The 16,288-nt window shown below is 42.8% G+C and carries 21 protein-coding genes and 1 tRNA gene; 13 read left to right on the top strand and 9 right to left on the bottom strand.

Annotated features, from left to right (window positions below):
- Nucleotides 1-39: 39 nt before the first annotated feature.
- The 5 genes from LC1Nh_RS03615 (at nucleotide 40) to LC1Nh_RS03595 (ending at nucleotide 3,001) form a co-directional block, all read left to right on the top strand.
- Nucleotides 40-113: transfer RNA gene (locus tag LC1Nh_RS03615), tRNA-Tyr, on the top strand.
- Between the two features lie 126 nt (nucleotides 114-239).
- Nucleotides 240-1,031 (top strand): hypothetical protein, encoded by a 792-nt coding sequence (locus LC1Nh_RS03610; RefSeq protein WP_153550344.1) that lies wholly within the window; start codon nucleotides 240-242, stop codon nucleotides 1,029-1,031.
- Between the two features lie 6 nt (nucleotides 1,032-1,037).
- Entirely contained in the window at nucleotides 1,038-1,547 is a 510-nt protein-coding gene (locus LC1Nh_RS03605) for a DUF3592 domain-containing protein (RefSeq protein ID WP_153550343.1), read from the top strand.
- Nucleotides 1,548-1,564: 17 nt separating this feature from the next.
- Complete coding sequence (locus tag LC1Nh_RS03600; RefSeq protein ID WP_153550342.1) at nucleotides 1,565-1,768, top strand: hypothetical protein; 204 nt, start codon at nucleotides 1,565-1,567, stop codon at nucleotides 1,766-1,768.
- A 114-nt stretch (nucleotides 1,769-1,882) separates the two neighbouring features.
- Nucleotides 1,883-3,001 carry a hypothetical protein gene (locus tag LC1Nh_RS03595; RefSeq protein ID WP_153550341.1) on the top strand — a complete coding sequence of 373 codons (1,119 nt, stop codon included), beginning with the start codon at nucleotides 1,883-1,885 and terminating at the stop codon, nucleotides 2,999-3,001.
- Nucleotides 3,002-3,117: 116 nt separating this feature from the next.
- On the opposite strand, the gene LC1Nh_RS03590 is transcribed toward LC1Nh_RS03595, so the two are convergent.
- The 6 genes from LC1Nh_RS03590 to LC1Nh_RS03565 all read right to left on the bottom strand — a co-directional run bounded on the left by LC1Nh_RS03590 (nucleotide 3,118) and on the right by LC1Nh_RS03565 (nucleotide 8,200).
- Nucleotides 3,118-3,432 (bottom strand): DUF8011 family protein, encoded by a 315-nt coding sequence (locus tag LC1Nh_RS03590; RefSeq protein WP_153550340.1) that lies wholly within the window; start codon nucleotides 3,430-3,432, stop codon nucleotides 3,118-3,120.
- An 81-nt stretch (nucleotides 3,433-3,513) separates the two neighbouring features.
- Nucleotides 3,514-4,377: an ABC transporter ATP-binding protein gene (locus tag LC1Nh_RS03585; RefSeq protein ID WP_153550339.1), complete on the bottom strand. Its 864-nt coding sequence runs from the start codon at nucleotides 4,375-4,377 to the stop codon at nucleotides 3,514-3,516.
- Nucleotides 4,374-5,072, bottom strand: a complete 699-nt coding sequence (locus LC1Nh_RS03580) for an ABC transporter permease (protein ID WP_153550338.1) — start codon at nucleotides 5,070-5,072, stop codon at nucleotides 4,374-4,376. Before LC1Nh_RS03580 ends, LC1Nh_RS03585 begins: the two co-directional genes overlap by 4 nt.
- A 313-nt stretch (nucleotides 5,073-5,385) precedes the next feature.
- Entirely contained in the window at nucleotides 5,386-6,360 is a 975-nt protein-coding gene (locus tag LC1Nh_RS03575) for an ABC transporter permease (RefSeq protein ID WP_153550337.1), read from the bottom strand.
- Nucleotides 6,357-7,076, bottom strand: a complete 720-nt coding sequence (locus LC1Nh_RS03570) for an ABC transporter ATP-binding protein (RefSeq protein ID WP_153550336.1) — start codon at nucleotides 7,074-7,076, stop codon at nucleotides 6,357-6,359. The genes LC1Nh_RS03575 and LC1Nh_RS03570 overlap by 4 nt, the downstream gene beginning before the upstream one ends.
- 11 nt (nucleotides 7,077-7,087) lie before the next feature.
- On the bottom strand, nucleotides 7,088-8,200 hold the full coding sequence (locus LC1Nh_RS03565) for a COG1470 family protein (protein WP_153550335.1): 1,113 nt from the start codon (nucleotides 8,198-8,200) through the stop codon (nucleotides 7,088-7,090).
- A gap of 170 nt (nucleotides 8,201-8,370) precedes the next feature.
- On the opposite strand from LC1Nh_RS03565, the gene LC1Nh_RS03560 reads away from it, so the two are divergent.
- The 8 genes from LC1Nh_RS03560 to LC1Nh_RS03525 all read left to right on the top strand — a co-directional run bounded on the left by LC1Nh_RS03560 (nucleotide 8,371) and on the right by LC1Nh_RS03525 (nucleotide 11,693).
- Nucleotides 8,371-8,766, top strand: coding sequence for a DUF2178 domain-containing protein (locus LC1Nh_RS03560; protein WP_153550334.1), 396 nt, complete (start codon nucleotides 8,371-8,373; stop codon nucleotides 8,764-8,766).
- Nucleotides 8,766-9,164, top strand: coding sequence for a hypothetical protein (locus LC1Nh_RS03555; protein WP_153550333.1), 399 nt, complete (start codon nucleotides 8,766-8,768; stop codon nucleotides 9,162-9,164). Before LC1Nh_RS03560 ends, LC1Nh_RS03555 begins: the two co-directional genes overlap by 1 nt.
- Nucleotides 9,161-9,544: a hypothetical protein gene (locus LC1Nh_RS03550; RefSeq protein ID WP_153550332.1), complete on the top strand. Its 384-nt coding sequence runs from the start codon at nucleotides 9,161-9,163 to the stop codon at nucleotides 9,542-9,544. The genes LC1Nh_RS03555 and LC1Nh_RS03550 overlap by 4 nt, the downstream gene beginning before the upstream one ends.
- The gene (locus LC1Nh_RS03545; RefSeq protein WP_153550331.1) at nucleotides 9,541-9,777 is read left to right on the top strand and encodes a hypothetical protein; all 237 of its coding nucleotides are present in this window, start codon (nucleotides 9,541-9,543) and stop codon (nucleotides 9,775-9,777) included. Before LC1Nh_RS03550 ends, LC1Nh_RS03545 begins: the two co-directional genes overlap by 4 nt.
- A 12-nt stretch (nucleotides 9,778-9,789) precedes the next feature.
- Entirely contained in the window at nucleotides 9,790-9,993 is a 204-nt protein-coding gene (locus LC1Nh_RS03540) for a helix-turn-helix transcriptional regulator (protein ID WP_153550330.1), read from the top strand.
- A gap of 17 nt (nucleotides 9,994-10,010) precedes the next feature.
- Entirely contained in the window at nucleotides 10,011-10,295 is a 285-nt protein-coding gene (locus LC1Nh_RS03535) for a DUF3784 domain-containing protein (RefSeq protein WP_217907007.1), read from the top strand.
- Nucleotides 10,296-10,433: 138 nt separating this feature from the next.
- The gene (locus LC1Nh_RS03530) at nucleotides 10,434-11,261 is read left to right on the top strand and encodes an SPFH domain-containing protein (protein ID WP_153550328.1); all 828 of its coding nucleotides are present in this window, start codon (nucleotides 10,434-10,436) and stop codon (nucleotides 11,259-11,261) included.
- 42 nt (nucleotides 11,262-11,303) lie between these two features.
- Nucleotides 11,304-11,693 carry a hypothetical protein gene (locus LC1Nh_RS03525; RefSeq protein ID WP_153550327.1) on the top strand — a complete coding sequence of 130 codons (390 nt, stop codon included), beginning with the start codon at nucleotides 11,304-11,306 and terminating at the stop codon, nucleotides 11,691-11,693.
- Between the two features lie 569 nt (nucleotides 11,694-12,262).
- Here LC1Nh_RS03525 and LC1Nh_RS03520 read toward each other — a convergent pair.
- The 3 genes from LC1Nh_RS03520 to LC1Nh_RS03510 form a co-directional block, all read right to left on the bottom strand.
- The gene (locus LC1Nh_RS03520) at nucleotides 12,263-14,959 is read right to left on the bottom strand and encodes a cation-translocating P-type ATPase (protein ID WP_153550326.1); all 2,697 of its coding nucleotides are present in this window, start codon (nucleotides 14,957-14,959) and stop codon (nucleotides 12,263-12,265) included.
- 74 nt (nucleotides 14,960-15,033) lie between these two features.
- A complete protein-coding gene (locus LC1Nh_RS03515; RefSeq protein ID WP_153550325.1) occupies nucleotides 15,034-15,300 on the bottom strand; it encodes a thioredoxin domain-containing protein in 267 nt (88 codons plus the stop codon).
- Between the two features lie 126 nt (nucleotides 15,301-15,426).
- On the bottom strand, nucleotides 15,427-16,230 hold the full coding sequence (locus LC1Nh_RS03510) for an NAD-dependent epimerase/dehydratase family protein (protein ID WP_217907006.1): 804 nt from the start codon (nucleotides 16,228-16,230) through the stop codon (nucleotides 15,427-15,429).
- Between the last annotated feature and the right edge of the window lie 58 nt (nucleotides 16,231-16,288).

Genomic DNA, 16,288 nt, shown 5'->3' with positions numbered 1-16,288 from the left:
CGAAGCCAAGTGCTTCTTGAATGAAGCTAAGACAACAAACCCGACTTAGCTCAGTCTGGCAGAGCGTCCGCCTGTAGAGCGGATTGTCCCAGGTTCAAATCCTGGAGTCGGGACTTTACCAAAATTTTTCCTGTGGTCACTATGTATTTCTATGATTTGTCTTGAATCCCATTAGGTGTTCGGTTTTTTCCGAACAACTTGTTGCTGTTTTTAAATAAAACGGTTCTAGAGACTTTTTCATGATAGAATTAATTGATTCACAAAGAGCGTTCTTCGTATTTTTGATAGCTGTAATTATATCCTCTGGCTGTATTGAGACAGGTTCTGCCAATCTAAACTCTGATTTCGGTCTTGATTACAAGGATGTAAATTTAGATTCTTCGGGTCTGGAGGTCTTCGAAGATTCGATGTCTAGAGTAGATCAAGTCTCAGAATATAGTTCGGAGTCAGATAATAGTATGGTGATTAATCTGCCAGGTTTTAGTGTCTCTGTGAACATGACCTCTAACGGAGTTTTTGACCAGAACAGTTCGACTGTAAATACTTCAGGAGTGATGGAACTGGATTTTGTAGGAAACTCTAACTCTACGGAGTTCAGCACCCAAGTCAAATCCGGTGAGAATGGTACGGAAGTTTACAGGGAGGCAATGGGTAAAGAAAACCACACGGAAAAACAGTATAGCAGAGAGGAACTAGGAGTCACACTTGAGGCATTGAGAAGTATTGGTGTTGAAAATGCTTCGGTCCTCGGCGTCTCCAACATTAGTGGGGAGGAAAACATTCTTCTCGACCTTGATGTCAACAGTTCTGAACTGCTGCGTAATTCAGAACATATATTTGAAGCTCACTCGATAGTAATGGAGTCAACCGACAGCGGTGAAGGATTGAAAAGTTCGGATGCCTTCAATCAGACGGAAGCTTACCTCTGGGCTGATAGAGATGACAGAACTCCTTCAAAGTTCGCCTACTATGGTTCAGTGGAGAACGGGTCTGTTCAGGTAAGAAGCGTAACAGAATACAGTAAGAGGTAGAAAGAAATGGGTCTGGATGTCAATGTAGGTGGAAAGAATTCGAACAGTCTTAGCCCCAACCAGGTTCTCCTGTTCTCATCTATTTTCATGATCCTAGGTCTTGCAATTGCTGGCTATGGATTCATGCAGTACCAGGGACAATCAGAAAATGTAGACAAGGCTGTCAATATCACTGCCACAGTGACTGATACTAACATCCGGACTGACTCATCCAGGAGAGGTGGAGTCGACTATCAGGCAGAGATAAGTTTTGAGTACAGTTTTGAAGGAGAAAATTATTCCAGCGACTTCATTCACCCTCTGGACCGCGACAAGGAATTCAACCAGGAAACAGAAGCGGAAAAATTTATTGAAAACTATCCTGCAGGGGAAAAAGTCGATGCTTCAGTTAATCCTGAGAAACCTGGCGAAGCGTTCCTCATCGCAGAGAGATCCGATCAGCCGCTGCTGTTCATGATTATCGGAGGATTTATGGTTATGCTCGGAGCCTACAAAACTACAAGAAGCTTCATCTAAACAATTTAATCATTACTATGAACTACGCCTACCTACTTCCAGCAACATCACTTCTAGAAATCATAGGAATACTGACCTTACTAACAAACAAATCAATTATAGGACCTATCGACATAGGTTTCAGCATTCCTTACCTAGTCTCAGCCAATATCCAGGGATTCGCATTGCTTATAGCCGGATCTATCCTGACAATGTACTTACTCATGCAGATGCAGGAGTAATCCTTCTCAATTTTTTATTATTTCTAATTTGTGGTAAAGATAAAGCTGGGAGATGACGGTTTAATGTCATCTATTAAAAACTTCTTCCTCATCACTGAATTTTAGGTGCAACTCTTGACAAATAAGAACGGCAGTTTACACAGTATTTCTGAAGCAAAGGTCTTCCACCTATCTCTAGTAACTCTTATACTGTTTACTGGTTTCCATTCGGCTACTGCCTCAGAACCACATATTGACTGCAAAGACTCTACTTCAAATCAATTAGAATGCGGCATAAAACTTCCTGAAGACAACAATAAATCCATTAATAAAACAAAATGGAGTATAGAGCACGGAAATATAACAGAAGAAACTAATGAGTATGTTAAAATAGGAAATAAAACAGAGAGAACAAATCTAGATGCTGAAACAACTATAGAAAATCAAACGTACAACTTCAGCCGTCAAATACGTGATAAGAAACTAAGAAAACCTGGGAAAATTGGCGAAAAACAAGATAAAGAAGAAAACATAAATCTAGGTGACTTCACAGACAAGAAAAATGAAAGCAATATAAAAAACAAAACGAATGAAAAAATAAGAAAACCTCCTAAAGAATCATTTAATTCTATTTCAGTGAATGTTAAGTGCCCTGAAAAAGTGAATACCTCGGAGACATTTTACTGCAGCGTTGACATAGCTAAAAACACGTCTTCGGAGTTAGAAACAGAATGGTTCTCAAATGAATTAGACCCAAAAAATCAAGAAGAACTCAAAGCAGAGTTTGAAACAGGGGAAAAATCACAGACAGCACTGATAGGATACAAAATAAGCACTTCCACAACGAAAATCACATCTACACAGAAAGTAGTAATCAAAAATCCCAGAGATATCCGACCTCCTGTGCAAAACCCGGAAAAAGAAGAGAAAATTAAAGAACTAAACAACGCTATCGAGGAGAAAAACAGAACGATCGAAAAACTTAGAAATAAAGTGAAGCAGCTGAAAGAAGAATTAAACAACACTAAATCAAATACTACCATCGGTAAACCGAGAAATCAGTCAGAAGACAACCAAGAAGTTAGAGAAAACGAATCAGAAAACAGTCCGCAACTACCTGAACCAAAAAATAATACAGAGAAAAATCCTAGAAACAATAGGGATAACCCTAGCAATCAATCAAAAGATAGAGGAGATGAAGGGACTCAATCAAGAAATACCTTGATGGACATGATATCTTCAGTACTCATGTAAAAAAGAAGTTATAATGGAAAAACTCCGTTTTTAGGTCTTACTCTAGTCTCCCAAAGCTTTAGCCCATCAATAAACTTCTCAAAATCAAGTATAAAGATTGAACAGTTTTTATTGAATTAGATAATTGTTCCTGGCTTCAAAATGGTTAAAGCAATGATTGACAGATAGAGAATTATCGCTGCGATTCTTAGAAAACCTGCAGCCAAGTTTTTCTTCTCAGGAATAAACTCGGAAAGCCCTGTCAGGAACATACCTGTGAACATGATCAATGTGAAAAGACTGTCATCCACAAAAAGGTGCATCCATAGGAAAAGTGCTGCACCCATGAAGTACACAATACTGACCTTTCTGCGTCCTGAAGGTCGGAAGATGTTTTCCCAGAGTTTTTCTCTAAGCAGTGTCATGTCTGAGTATGTAGGGTGCTTCTTCATAAAAATGAATGTAGGGGGAAATCAGGACGCCTGCAATCTGAAGAAACTTGCTCTGCATTGACTGGCTAGAAAAGGGCTGTTCTAGTTTTGATCGTCCTTTTGTTTAGGCAGCTCTGTATAGTAATTGAACATATCAGTGTAAGATGGATCAATAGACTGCATATTTTCCATTTGAATACTGTTGTCAGATACGAAACCTCTTATTTTGTCATCAACTGTGAAAGTGAAATTATCTATAGCATGTTCTCTCAATTGCTCATTGTTTTCAAGATCAGTTTCCAATACCTCTGGAAGCTGATCCATCAATTTTTGAGGCGAACCTTCAGCCACTATTTCACCGTCAGATAGGAATGCTATACGATCTGCTATCCGGGCATCCAGTGATAGATGAGTTGAGATTACGAATGCAGCATCAGTATTTTTATGTTCCTTGATGATAGCGTGAGTATCTCTAACGGTCTTGAGATCAAGAGCTGCAGTAGGTTCATCTAGAAGATAAACCGGTGCATCATTGCTTAAAGATATCGAAAGTTCTAGCTTCCTCCTCATCCCGCCGGAATAGTTTTCGACTTCTTTATCAAGCTCGTCGTTAATACCCATCTCCTGCGTATATTCTCTCCATCTTCCGGTAAATCTAGGATCTGCTCTCTGGTAGAACTCTATGTTTTCCTTGCCAGTAAGCCGGTCAAGACACAGTGAATCCTGAACCAGCAGACTTGCAAAACCATCTACTCCTCTCACCGAACTCCCAAAAGACTCGATCCTTCCTCCATCAATCTCCTTACTTCCTGCAAGGCAGGAAAGAAGCGTTGATTTTCCAGAACCATTAGCCCCCATGATAACAAGGGTTTCTCCAGGCTTAACTTCCAAATCAAGACTCTTAAGTATTCTATCGCCGTCTAAAGATTTTTCTAGATTCTCAGCATGTAGTACAGATTCGCTCATTTAGGCAACACCTTCTTGTTGTGAAGTTTTCGTACAAGCATGACTCCTGCCAATGCAGAAACCACTCCATAAACAGTCAGCAGACCTAAGGATTCAATGCCTGAAGGCATTGCTGGCGGTACAAGACCTGCCTCCGTATATGCACCTCCCTCAATCAGATGATAACTGAGGACTCGAGTTGAAAGCGAGTTCGGTATGATGTTTAACAGATTTTCACTAACCATAGCTGCTTCCGGCATCACCCCGTTGTTTCCGGTTATCAAAGTAGCAATCACGGCTGTTATGGTGGTTAAAAGCTCTGCATATCGCTCATTACTGGCTGTCATAACCATTGGTATTGAGACAATCATCCATAACACACACGAAAAAGCAAATGCCGCAATAATCACAGGAATAGAATTAAGCCCTCTTACTGAGTACGATGCTCCCGTAACCAAGCCTATAAAAACTGTTGTCAGGAATGCTACTGAAGATATAGTTATGCCTGCAGACAATCTGCCTGCTAAATCTGCTGTAGGCATCATAGGCATAGAACGATAGGTCTCATACCGTTGATCCTCAAGATCAATAATTAACTGATTGCCAAATACATAAAGACATACAATCATAGATCCAAAAATACCTATACCAATAGACAATCCTGCCTTCATAGTCGGAGGCGCTGAGCCTAAAGATGCGTTGTAAACAAGATACATGAATGGAGCAAAACCAAGAGCAATAAATATCAAAGACCAACTATTCAAAAATTCATGTATACTGCGTAAGTAAAACGCCTTAAACTGTTTACACCAGTTTGAAAAGCTTCTATGATCTTGACTATCGGCTTTCTCTTTTGACATTCTAAAACCGCCCAATATTTTATTTATAGCTAATTAACATTAAAAGCTGCCTGTGCTGCGTCCTAGGGATCTCAAGATATTCTCCTTGAACTTCTCAAAATAATTCATAATCACTACTTGGGTTCTTCAAAAAATTAAATTAAGAAGGGAAGAAGGAGAGGAAGAATCTCTAGATTTCCTGTCGGGTGAACAAGACAAAGCTTGCTCCGAAGAACAGAACTGTCTGCCCTGCTAATAGTCCTAGATTGCCTAGCGATGAGTTCAGGCTTTCCATCACCGATGGCTCGTTCTCTGCCTCGCTGCCGCCAGTACTGATTCCTACGCTACTTGGGTCTTGTCCGAGCATGTAGGACATGAAGTTGCCGTAACTTCCGGAAGGCGCCAGCTTCGTGATCGTGTTTCTGATCTGCATTCTTTCTTTATATGATTCACTGAGACCTGTGCTTCCTTCTCCAACCGTTATGTCGTTTCCTTCAGATTCTTCTACGAGCACATCAGAAAGCATGAAAGCCATCTGAGGCACTACGAGTGTTGAAAGAACTAGCACAAGTATTCCTCCAGTGAGTGCTGTCGAGCTGTCGTTGAATACTGTGGAAAGCAATGCGCCTAGTCCAAAGATGCATGACATATAAATGACTGTACCTCCGAGCATCAGCAATATTCGAGACGCTGCGACTCCAGTCACTGCTGCACCGGTCATGCCTATGATTACTGCTGAAGCAACCATGAATGATGCTGCTGAAGCAATTGTCAGTGTGAAGATCCCTGCCATAAACTTTCCAGTGATGATACTGTCCCTATGTAGTGGATATGAGGTCAGCAGCTTCAAAGTGTTCTTATCCCGTTCACCGGATACTGTGTTGAAGCTGAGCAGCAAAGCCAGTAAGCCTCCGATAAGTGGGAAGTTAACACCTTGCGTCAATGTGGTAAACGCGTCAAGGACGGAAGGTTTCTCAGGGGCAAATCCGTACTGTGAATCAGAGTTCTGAGACTCCTGGAACCTATCCATACTGTCTTGATAACTCTGTGCGCCCTGGAATGCTGTGGCTGCTGTAAGAAGCAAAAGCAGCCCGAATACGATCAGGAACTTGTTGCTGTTCATCTGGTCGGCAATCTCTTTCCGTGCGACTGTCAAGGCTTTCATCGGTAATCACCTCTTGTTATCTCAAGATAAGCTTCCTCCAATGTATCTACGCCCTCTTCCTCAATGATTCCTTGAGGCGTGCCTGAGACCTTGATGTTTCCATCCTTTAACACTCCAATTCTGTCACATATGTCCTCTAACTCGTGGAGGATGTGCGAGGAAACGATTACAGTAATATTTTTTTCCTCGTTGATGTCTCTGATGAGGTCTTTGAAGTCTTCCTTTCTTTCCGGGTCGAGACCTGTGGTTGGCTCGTCGAAAAGAATGATCTCAGGATCTTTAATCAGGGTTTGAGCGATTCCCAGCCTTTTCTGCATTCCATGAGAGAAACCTGAAACCTTCTTATCGGCTTCATCTCCAAGATTAACCAGTTCCAATAGCTCATCAATGTCCGGATCCTCTTCAACAAGGTCTGCAAGGTATTTCAGGTTCTTTCTTGCTGTCAAATTGTCGTAGAACCTGATGTCCGCAGGTAGAAAGCTGACATCCTTTGCTACTTCGAAAGTATCTCTATAGGCGTCCTCTCCCAGGATTTCTACATCTCCAGATGTCGGAGTCAGCTGCCCCATAATTGTTTGGAACAACGTGGTTTTTCCTGCTCCGTTCGGTCCAAGCAGTCCGTAGACTTCACCTCGCTGTATCTCCATTTCCAGGTTTTCCAAGGCTTTAAAGCCGTCAAAACTTTTGCTTAAGCTGTTTATCTCCACAACTGTCATTTTAAGTTAATTCACCTTCTTCCGAATACTTTGTAAACTCCTAAAACAAGTAATATAGTGATTAAAGCAAGGACAGCACCGATCAAGCCGAAGCCACCGCTGCTGTCCGAAACATTAACTCTAACATTTCTTTCATCAAAATCCTCAGTATTCTCTAAACCTACATCAACAAAATAATCGCCGCTAGTCGCAGTCGAAGGAACAGAAACACTTAACTCAAAATCCTTAAACTCTCCGTCCGTAATATTCTCTGTTTCCTCCGGAGAAACCGTGTAGTTCCAGTTCTCAGGCGTCGTAACACTGGGTTTCACATTTTCTACTGTTGAGCCACCGATGTTTTCCACTCTTAGTGTAGTCTCAACTGTTTCACCAGAGCTCTTCTCTAGGTAGCTCTCGTCTAAAGTCATTCTAAGCTCTCTTTCCGACTCCGAAGAATTAACAACTTGGAAACGAAACTCTTCAAAAGAACTACTCCTGTCAGAAACTGAAAAATTGATTATTGAAGTCCCTGAGGTCAGGTCTTCATCCAAGTTTATGTCGGCAGTAACCTCTTTCTCTTCGCCTGGCTCAACAACGAGCTTCGTAACATTATATCCTTCATGAACAAAATCCGTTGATACCAGTTCTGAGGATTCCGCCCTCAGATCATATGCTTCCTCTACTCCGCCCGAGTTTTCCACTGTCAAAGGTATTTTGAAGTCGTCTCCAGACTGCTTAACTATGTATTCTGGCGCCGAAATGTTGATTTGTGAAGAACCGAACGCTTCCTCACTTGTCCAAACAGTCATGTCTAGGCTGTCTTCTTCTCTATCCATTTCGTTTATGCGAAAGTAAAGATCCTCGTCAACCCTCATTTTCTCGCCAAGTAACTCATAGAAACTGTCACCTGAAAATTGCTCTACCAAAACGCCATCAGAATCTGTAATAGTCAAAACATCTCTGCTGTGGCTGTCGACAGACCTATAAGAGAATTCATGGCTGGTCCACTCTACTTCATCTCCAGAATGTATCTCCACTTCCTCCTGGAATAAATTTATCTCTCCGCCGCTAACTGGTGAAATCCCGGATGCCATAGGGATCAAAATAGCCACAAAAACTATGCCACAAGTCTTGAAATTTGTCATAAATCACTCTCACTTCCAGCAAGATCTTAAATACTTTCTTTCCGTTCGGCTCCAGTCGAACAAAGATTCTCCAAGCATATTGGTCTCACGCGTTGCCTGTAAGACATCATGAAAAGTAAAGTCTGCTTTACATTTATAAGTGTCAAGGTTGCTTTACATTGTGTGGTATTATGAGTTTCGGAAACTGGACTAAGGCGAAAAAGATACATCACGGAGTACTTCTAATAGGCATGATTCTATCAGTTGCTGCTTTTGGTGCTGGTATGGAGCTGATTTCAGCAGGAGTGATAATTTTAGCCATCGGCACGATGGCATTAATCAAAAGGCAGAGCGATCGACCTGTCTACGATGAACGGGATATAAGCCTTGCTGAGGAGTCTACTCATCAAGCTGTAATGCTTTCAGGAGCGTTCCTTGGAGTCGTGATGATAGTTATCTCTATAGGAATGGGTCTAGGAAGATGGAGTTATCCGGAGTGGATAGCACCGTACTACCTTTCATGGGGTGCTATAATCGGATTAACAATTGTCATTGAAGTACTGAAACGATACAAGGTGATAGAATAATGGCGAAAGACATTGGAGACAAGCTTAAAGAGTACGGATTTATTTTCGCAAGCGGGCTAGCAGGAATAATATTCGCAACAACAGTACTGCTTAACGAACCAGGAAACGCCTTTGACTACCTGGTGATTCCTTCGGGAGTTGTGATCGGAAACATCGCAGGTAGGAAGATTCGTAGATCCATGGGCAAGCCAGCCTCAGATGAACGAGACATCCAGAACTATGAGAGCGGTATGAGCTGGGGATTCATAACATTTGCAGTCCTGACAGCAGTCCAAGCCAGCACAGCCCTCAACATAGCTGTAACTGAAATCCTGATGTGGTCTGTTGGAGTAGCATTCACAGTAACGCTGTACGCTGAAATCAGTCAAAGCGGGTTGAAAGGATTGATGGCGCGATGAATTGGGATAATCTGCTTTCGATGCGGATGAATGCCTTAATTTTTGTCTATTTTTCCGCAGTTTCCTTCGCAATCGATGGTTTACTCGGACAGAACCTTCTCTATATCTCCTCTCTATCTGCCTTAATAGTTCTGGGAGAGAACATATGGAGTATTAACCGTGAAACCCCTGTAATAGATGAGAGAAAGGAAGAGTTGTTAACAAAGGGAATGGCTTGGTCCTATATTACAGCTACACTGGTTACAGTATTTATGCTCGGAACTAATGCCGTTGTAAATGCTGAAGCAGTCACTGGTGTGCTCGAGTTTGGCATATGGACCTTTGTCATGTATATCTCATTAAACCTGCTGTACCAGCAGTTCGGAGGCGATGGAAAATGAAGGATGAAGATGAACGCCAGAGAATAATTCACGCGGAAAGCGGAAGGAATGCAATGCTTGTCGCAGTACTGCTTTCATCAGTCTTCCTCTTACACAGACTCTATACTACAGGGGAGATCGACTCAGGTCTGATGTACAGCTTTCTAGGAGTATTAACTGCTTATGTTGTATCGGTACTGTATTACAGAAGGAAAGGCGTAAAAAACAGTCTAAGTCTATCAAGCTTGAGGTAAGATTAAGAGAGTATGAAGATAGAAAACCAGATGAAAAAGTTCCGGAAAAAAGAAGATATTACGCAGGCTGAATTGGCGGAAGAAGTAGGTGTATCCCGTCAGACAATAAATGCTATAGAGACAGGGAAATATGATCCTAGTTTAGAGCTGGCTCTTAAAATCAGTGATTTTTTCAGTACTGATGTGGAAAAAATATTCAAACTAAAAAGAGGATAGATACTATGCAAGCCGTAATGACTACACTCGCAGCAGGCTTATTCATTGCAGCACTTGGAATCCTTATACGCTACAGAGGAGCTACTTCTCTTATCGCAGGATTTGACTTAGAGAAAATCAGTGACGAAGAAGGATTGTCAAATTTTATAGGGCTTAATGCAGTCTATGTTGCATCTCTAACAATTGTTATAGGTCTGATAGAGTATTCGCAGTTCCAGAGCAAAATTTACTGGTACATCTACACTGCAGCAGTTGTACTCCTGATTCTCAGAATGATAGTTGGTGCTAGAGATTACAATTAAACCTCGGAAAAAGTCTTCCCCTCCGATTTTTCTTTTTCCCTCATCTATCCATTATGGTGTTGTAGTTGAGGAAATCTTTGGTCTGGAGTCGAAATGATTAAGTCTGTGGAGTTCTATTTGTTTATCAGGTGAATTAACATGGGTTTCTCTATCTCCGGTCCTTTCCCGTTTTTCATGAATGATGAATGGGAGAGAAGCATCGTACTAAGATTCGGATCATACACAAGAAGCAGAAGTTCAGGTATCCACTTCAAAATACCGTTTATAGAGAAACCAGTGACAGTACCTGTCTATGAGGACTCTGTCGACGTGATGAAGCAGGAAGCGATCACTAGAGACAACGTTCCTGTTGAAGTCGATGGAGTAGTATTCTTCGAAGTAAAGGATAATACAGAAGATGTCAAAGATGCTATAGTCAATGTCGGAGACTACAAGAGACAGACTTTGAACTACGCTACCTCTATCTTGAGGGATCAGGTCGGTAAGAAGGAGTTAGACGATCTCTTGCAGAGACGGGATGAGATTGGTGATGAGATTCAGCAACAGCTGGATGATAAGACGGATTCGTTCGGTGTTAATGTCCTTGATGTGGAGATTCAGAACATTAACCTGCCTGAAAAGATGGAGAGGGCTATGGCCGCACAGGCAGAGGCTGAGAGAGATAGACGTGCCCGGCGAACCAATGCTCAGGGAGAACTGGAAGCCGCTGTCAAACTCCGCCAAGCCTCCGAAATAATAGGTGACAAAGGCTACAGAATGAGAACACTACAAACACTAGACAGTGTCGCAGCCGAAAACTCCACCATCGTAACATTCCCAACAGAACTGATTGGGGGCATGAGTTCGGGAGAATCAGAGACCGGTCTGAAGGAGATTCTAGATAATGTTTCAGATCTTGATCTTTCCGAGTATGATATCGGTGATGTGGCTGAGAACTTGAAGGACGGGGATATTGATATCCGGTAGTTTCTGTTTAAATTTTTTTCTTCCTGTTATCTCTAACTTGTGATGTTTTCAACAGATAGGATCGGTGAATATCTTGAACCTGAGGTTTTGTCTGAAGATGTTCCACCAGACTATTTTGACGCCACTGAACTCTATGAGTCGGTAGATGACGTGTTAGACAACCATGACGAAGCGGTTATCAAGGAAGATGGGCTCTATGTCCCTGGAGATTCTGTTAACTGGTCTAATGTAAATGAAGAATTTTTTCAGGAGTCTACTGAGAAATTTAATGGTTATGCAGTGTATAGAAATTGTTTAGAAGTAGCTGCAGGTTTAGGCATAACCTTCGCTGGCTTCAGATATAGCGATTCTTTCTTAACTGGTATAGGAGCTGCACTAGGTGCAAAAGGAACTTACTCATTGATAGAAAATATTTCACATCTCGAAAAATAAGAAGGATAAAAAGGGAAATCGAAATAAAACCTATTCGGCTTAGGCTCTATGCGAAGGTTCTTTCTGGTTTATCTGACCTCGTGTTTTTGGGTTGTGAACTGGTTTTTCGGCAGCTGTTTTTGTTTTTTGGTGGAGTTCTGGGTGTTGGAAGCGAATCTTCTCGACTTTTTCGTTGTTTGGTATTCTTTGTTTTTGTTGAGGTGTCGTTGTTTGTTTGGTAGCTGGTTTTCCAATCTGCGTAGCTTCGACCTGGAGGCAAAATATGTCCGAGTTTTTTCGATCGGGTTCCTTTCTTTCCTGTTCCCTGAGTTGAGAACCAGGCAAGGAAGCCCAACCTACTCACCATGTATCACATATACACGGTAAACAGATTGGAGATATTAGTCGAGAAGATATACTTGCAACTCACAGAGTCCACTGCAAATCCGCGAAGGTGGCTCATGTGAGTCATATACCAACATTGTGATCTGGCATTTAAAAAAGTTTCTGAGAACAAGAGTTTTCTACACTTGTTTTAGTTAGGAGTTCTCTCGACCACATAGAAGTTAAGGAAAGAGAGAAAGGAGGAATTATCCGTGGAATTCTTTGAAGTCGCCTATCCGGTCGCCGTATTTTCTGGAGAGCATTCTTCTGAATAGTACTTCTACTATTACGAATACTCCTAGGCTTGCTGCTATGTATCCCCACTGCTGTAGTGTGAGCGGCACCACATTGAATAGGTCGGCTAGTGGTGTGTAGAGTACGGCTAGGTGACTGGCGATTGAGAGTCCTATCATTGCTACTAGGTACTTGTTGTCGCTGAGGTTGAGACCGTAGTCTCTTCGGATGATTGGGAACATCAGTAGTTCGAAGAATGCCAGTGCCATGAACAGCATCGTCTGCGCCATGACAAAGTTTCCGATGTTCATGAAGAACAGTGGCAGACAGATTAGGGCTGCAACCGGTCCTGTGAAGGCTATCATTGACAGGATTTTCTTGTCTATGATAGGTTCGTCCCTGCCTCTCGGCGGGCGCTCCATTATACCTTTGACCTTCGGGTCCTCGCCCAGGGCAATCGCTGGCGGACCATCGCTGGCGAAGTTAACCCAGAGAATCATTACGGCTGTCAGAACAACTGACTCGGAAGTATTGAACTGTTCAGGGAACAGGAATCCACCGATAAGAGTGCCAAGGAACACAAACATTACCTCTCCTGAGTTGGTGGATAGAAGCTGGTTAGTAACCTTCCTGATATTGTCAAAGATGTGACGACCCTCAGAAATAGCGTCTCTAATCGTAACAAAGTTATCGTCCTGCAAAACCATGTCACTTGACTTCTTCGCGACATCTGTACCTCTCTGACCCATCGCAATACCGACATCCGAGTTCTTCAAAGCTGGGGCATCGTTTACTCCGTCACCGGTCATCGCGACATTGTAGCCCTGGTTCTGAAGAGCCTTTGAGATCTTGACCTTGTGTTCGGGGGAGACACGGGCGAAGATTTCCACCTCTGTAACTTTATCTTCAAGTTCTTCTTCACTCATCTCCTCTATTTCCTGGCCGGTCAGAGCTCCTTCAGGATCGAAACCAAGCTCTTTTCCGATCGCCTTGGCAGTCTCGATGTTGTCTCCTGTCGCCATGACTACTCCGATACCAGCGGTTCTACAGTCCTCGACAGCGCCTTCGACTTCCTCACGGGCTGGGTCGATCATCCCTTGTAGGCCAAGGAATACCATGTCGGATTCAATCTCTTCTTCATCTGCTTCGGGTTCACTTACTTCCTTCCGTGCGAATCCCAGAACTCTCAATGCATCTTTGGCGAACCGGTCGTTCTTATCAAGTAGTTCCTGCTTTTTCTCCTCTGTAAGCTCTTTCTCTTCTCCGTCGATCAGTATTCTGTTGCATCTATCTAGTACTGTTTCTGGAGCGCCTTTCATGTAGGCGTTGTCGTCCTCCGTGACGACTGTCATCCGTTTTCTGTCTGAGGAGAACGGTATGGCTCTTTTTCTTTCCTTATCGTTTTCCAGTCCTGCCTTCATCGCTGATACAAGTAGTGCGACTTCGGTTGGCTCTCCTCTAAAGTCGAGATCCGGATCTGCCTCAGCTTCCTCTGCATTGTTGCAGATCATTCCACATTCAAGCAGCGGCTTCAGATACTCTGAATCTGTTTCGTGGCCGTCTCTCATGAATATACCTTCTTTACTGGTTCCTTTTCCTGTTACATCGAACTCCTCTTCTTGGAAGTAAAGTTTCTCTACTGTCATTGTTCCCTCCGTCAATGTTCCTGTCTTGTCGGTTACGATGTGGTCTACTGATCCTAGTGCCTCGACAACCGGCAGTCTTCGAACTAGTGCATCTTTCTTCAACAGTTTTTTGGATCCTAGGGATAGTGTCAGTGTTACGATGGCTGGAAGTGATTCGGGTATTGCTGCGACCGAAAGACCGATTGCGAGAAGTAGTACTGTCATTGGTCCTGCTCCAGTCAGGAATGCCTGTATAAGTGCAACGACAGCCACAATTCCGACTACAAGGTAACCTATTCTCTTCCCCAGTGCATCTACTTCTTCTTGGAAAGGCGTCTGACCTTGCTCTGCCTCTTCTATTTCTTCGGCGATGTTTCCTACTTCTGTATCCATTCCTGTATCGGTTACAATCATTTTTCCTCTTCCTTTCACTACATGAGTGTTTTTGAACGCCATGTTTGTTCTCTCTGCGATAGGAGAGTCTTCTTCAACCGTTCCAGGTGACTTACTGATGTTCTGGCTTTCACCTGTCAATGCTGATTCGTCTGTGCTAAGGGATTCTGCTTCTAGGATTCTCCCATCTGCTGGTACAGCATCGCCTTGCTCAAGGAAAACAATATCGCCGGGAACGACCTTGGTGGAATCGAGTTCAAGTTTTTTACCGTCTCTCAGTACTGTTGTATTGGGTGTTGACATCTCTTTTAATGCTTCGATCGACTTTTCAGCTCTGTAATCCTGTATAAAACCAAATATGCCGTTGGCGAAAAGTATGGCAAAAATTATAGCTGTCTCGGTCAGATTGGCTTCATGTCCTGGTAGAAAACCTACGAGAACTGTTAGAAGTCCTGCTGCCATCAAAAGATAGATCAGGTTGTCCTGAAACTGGCTGATGAAGATATCCAGCATCGAAGTAGAGTCATTGTCTTCTATCCTGTTCTCTCCGTATTCCTTCAGGCGGTCTTCAGTTTCGTCAGAACTTAATCCGTCTTCAGTTGTATCAAGATTGGAGAAGACTTCTTCCTTAGTATCGCTGTGCCAGCTCATTAACCACTAATAAGTTCAAACCTAATTAAAAATCCCTTCTTTCAACGCAAGTGGGTGCAGGTCCTGTCTGCTTTTTAGACCTCTCTGCTGTCTGCCCAGTCTTTCAATGTATCCAGCTCGGTCTCGCCGCAGATCCATTCCTCTGATTCTGTGTTGTAGAAGAACGGTACTCCGCCGCATTTTCCATCATCCAGTTCTTTCTGCTTCTCGGCGTTCTCCTGATTGTTCCAGACTTCCAGTTGTTCAACTTCTACATCTTCCTCTTCTTCCAACTGGTCGACTTTCGGCGCCATCTTTTCGCAGTGTGGGCATCCGTCGCCAAAGAACTCGTAAAGTGTCATGATGAGTTATTGTTTTCTGCGTGTTTTTATTCGGGTGCTTACCTTAAGGAAAGAACAAAAAATAGCAGTTTTGTCTGTGGAATTTGGTGCTGTTTCTGGGCTCTTTTCTGGTTGTGTTGGGGTTTTTTATCTGCCTATGAAGCTGTTTTCTATATTGAAGATTCTGCCTTTGTTGTCTGATACTCCGTAGAACTGGTGGTAGCCCTTCTTTTCTTCGATGTCTGCTTTTACTATGTGCTCCAGTGTTCTTCCTAGGTCTTTATGGCTCCAGTATAGGCTTGAGTAGTACGGCTCGCCTTCCAGGTGGTCCCTATCTTCCGGGTTGACTCCGCCTATTCTGATGCTTACTCCGATTTCGAACTCTTCTTCTTTTACTGCTTCCCTCATTTTTCTCTCGGTTTCAACTTTTGATTCTCCGTACGGGCTGTCAGGCTCGTTGTCTCTTGGATCCAGCAGTTTTTCCGGATCTTCTTTTCTCAGGTCGTAGTCATCTTCAGGATCGATGCTGCTTCTGTATGGTTCTGGAGTGTTTTCTAGGCTGGTTTCGGCAGTGTAAGCAGGGATGTTGCCTGTTCCAGCGTGGATTGAAGAACCGTTGATGAATATAGGTACTTCTGCTTTTTCCGCAGCTTGCATAACGTTTTCAAACATCTGCATGTTTCCTTCCCATTTCTCTCCTGTGTTGAAGTTCTCCTTTGAGACGTTCCAAGCTAAGTGGAAAACTGCGTCTACGTGTTCTAAAATCTTCTGTAGTTTTGTCAAGTCTTTTTTGTCAAGTAAATCTAATTTGTGGGTTTCTGTGAAGTAATCTGAATCTTCGCCAACCGATCTGCTGACTCCTATGACGTGGATTCCTTGACTGGTCAAATATTTGCCTGCTGCTCTTGCAACTGTGCCGCTTCCGCCAGTAATCAGAACTTCTCGATTCACGGAATATTTTATACTTGAACTTATGTAAAAAACTGTGTTTTGGCATGTTTAGGGAAAG

The organism is Candidatus Nanohalobium constans (assembly GCF_009617975.1).
Lineage (GTDB): Archaea > Nanohalarchaeota > Nanosalinia > Nanosalinales > Nanosalinaceae > Nanohalobium > Nanohalobium constans.
This window is presented reverse-complemented; position numbering and strand designations above follow the sequence as displayed.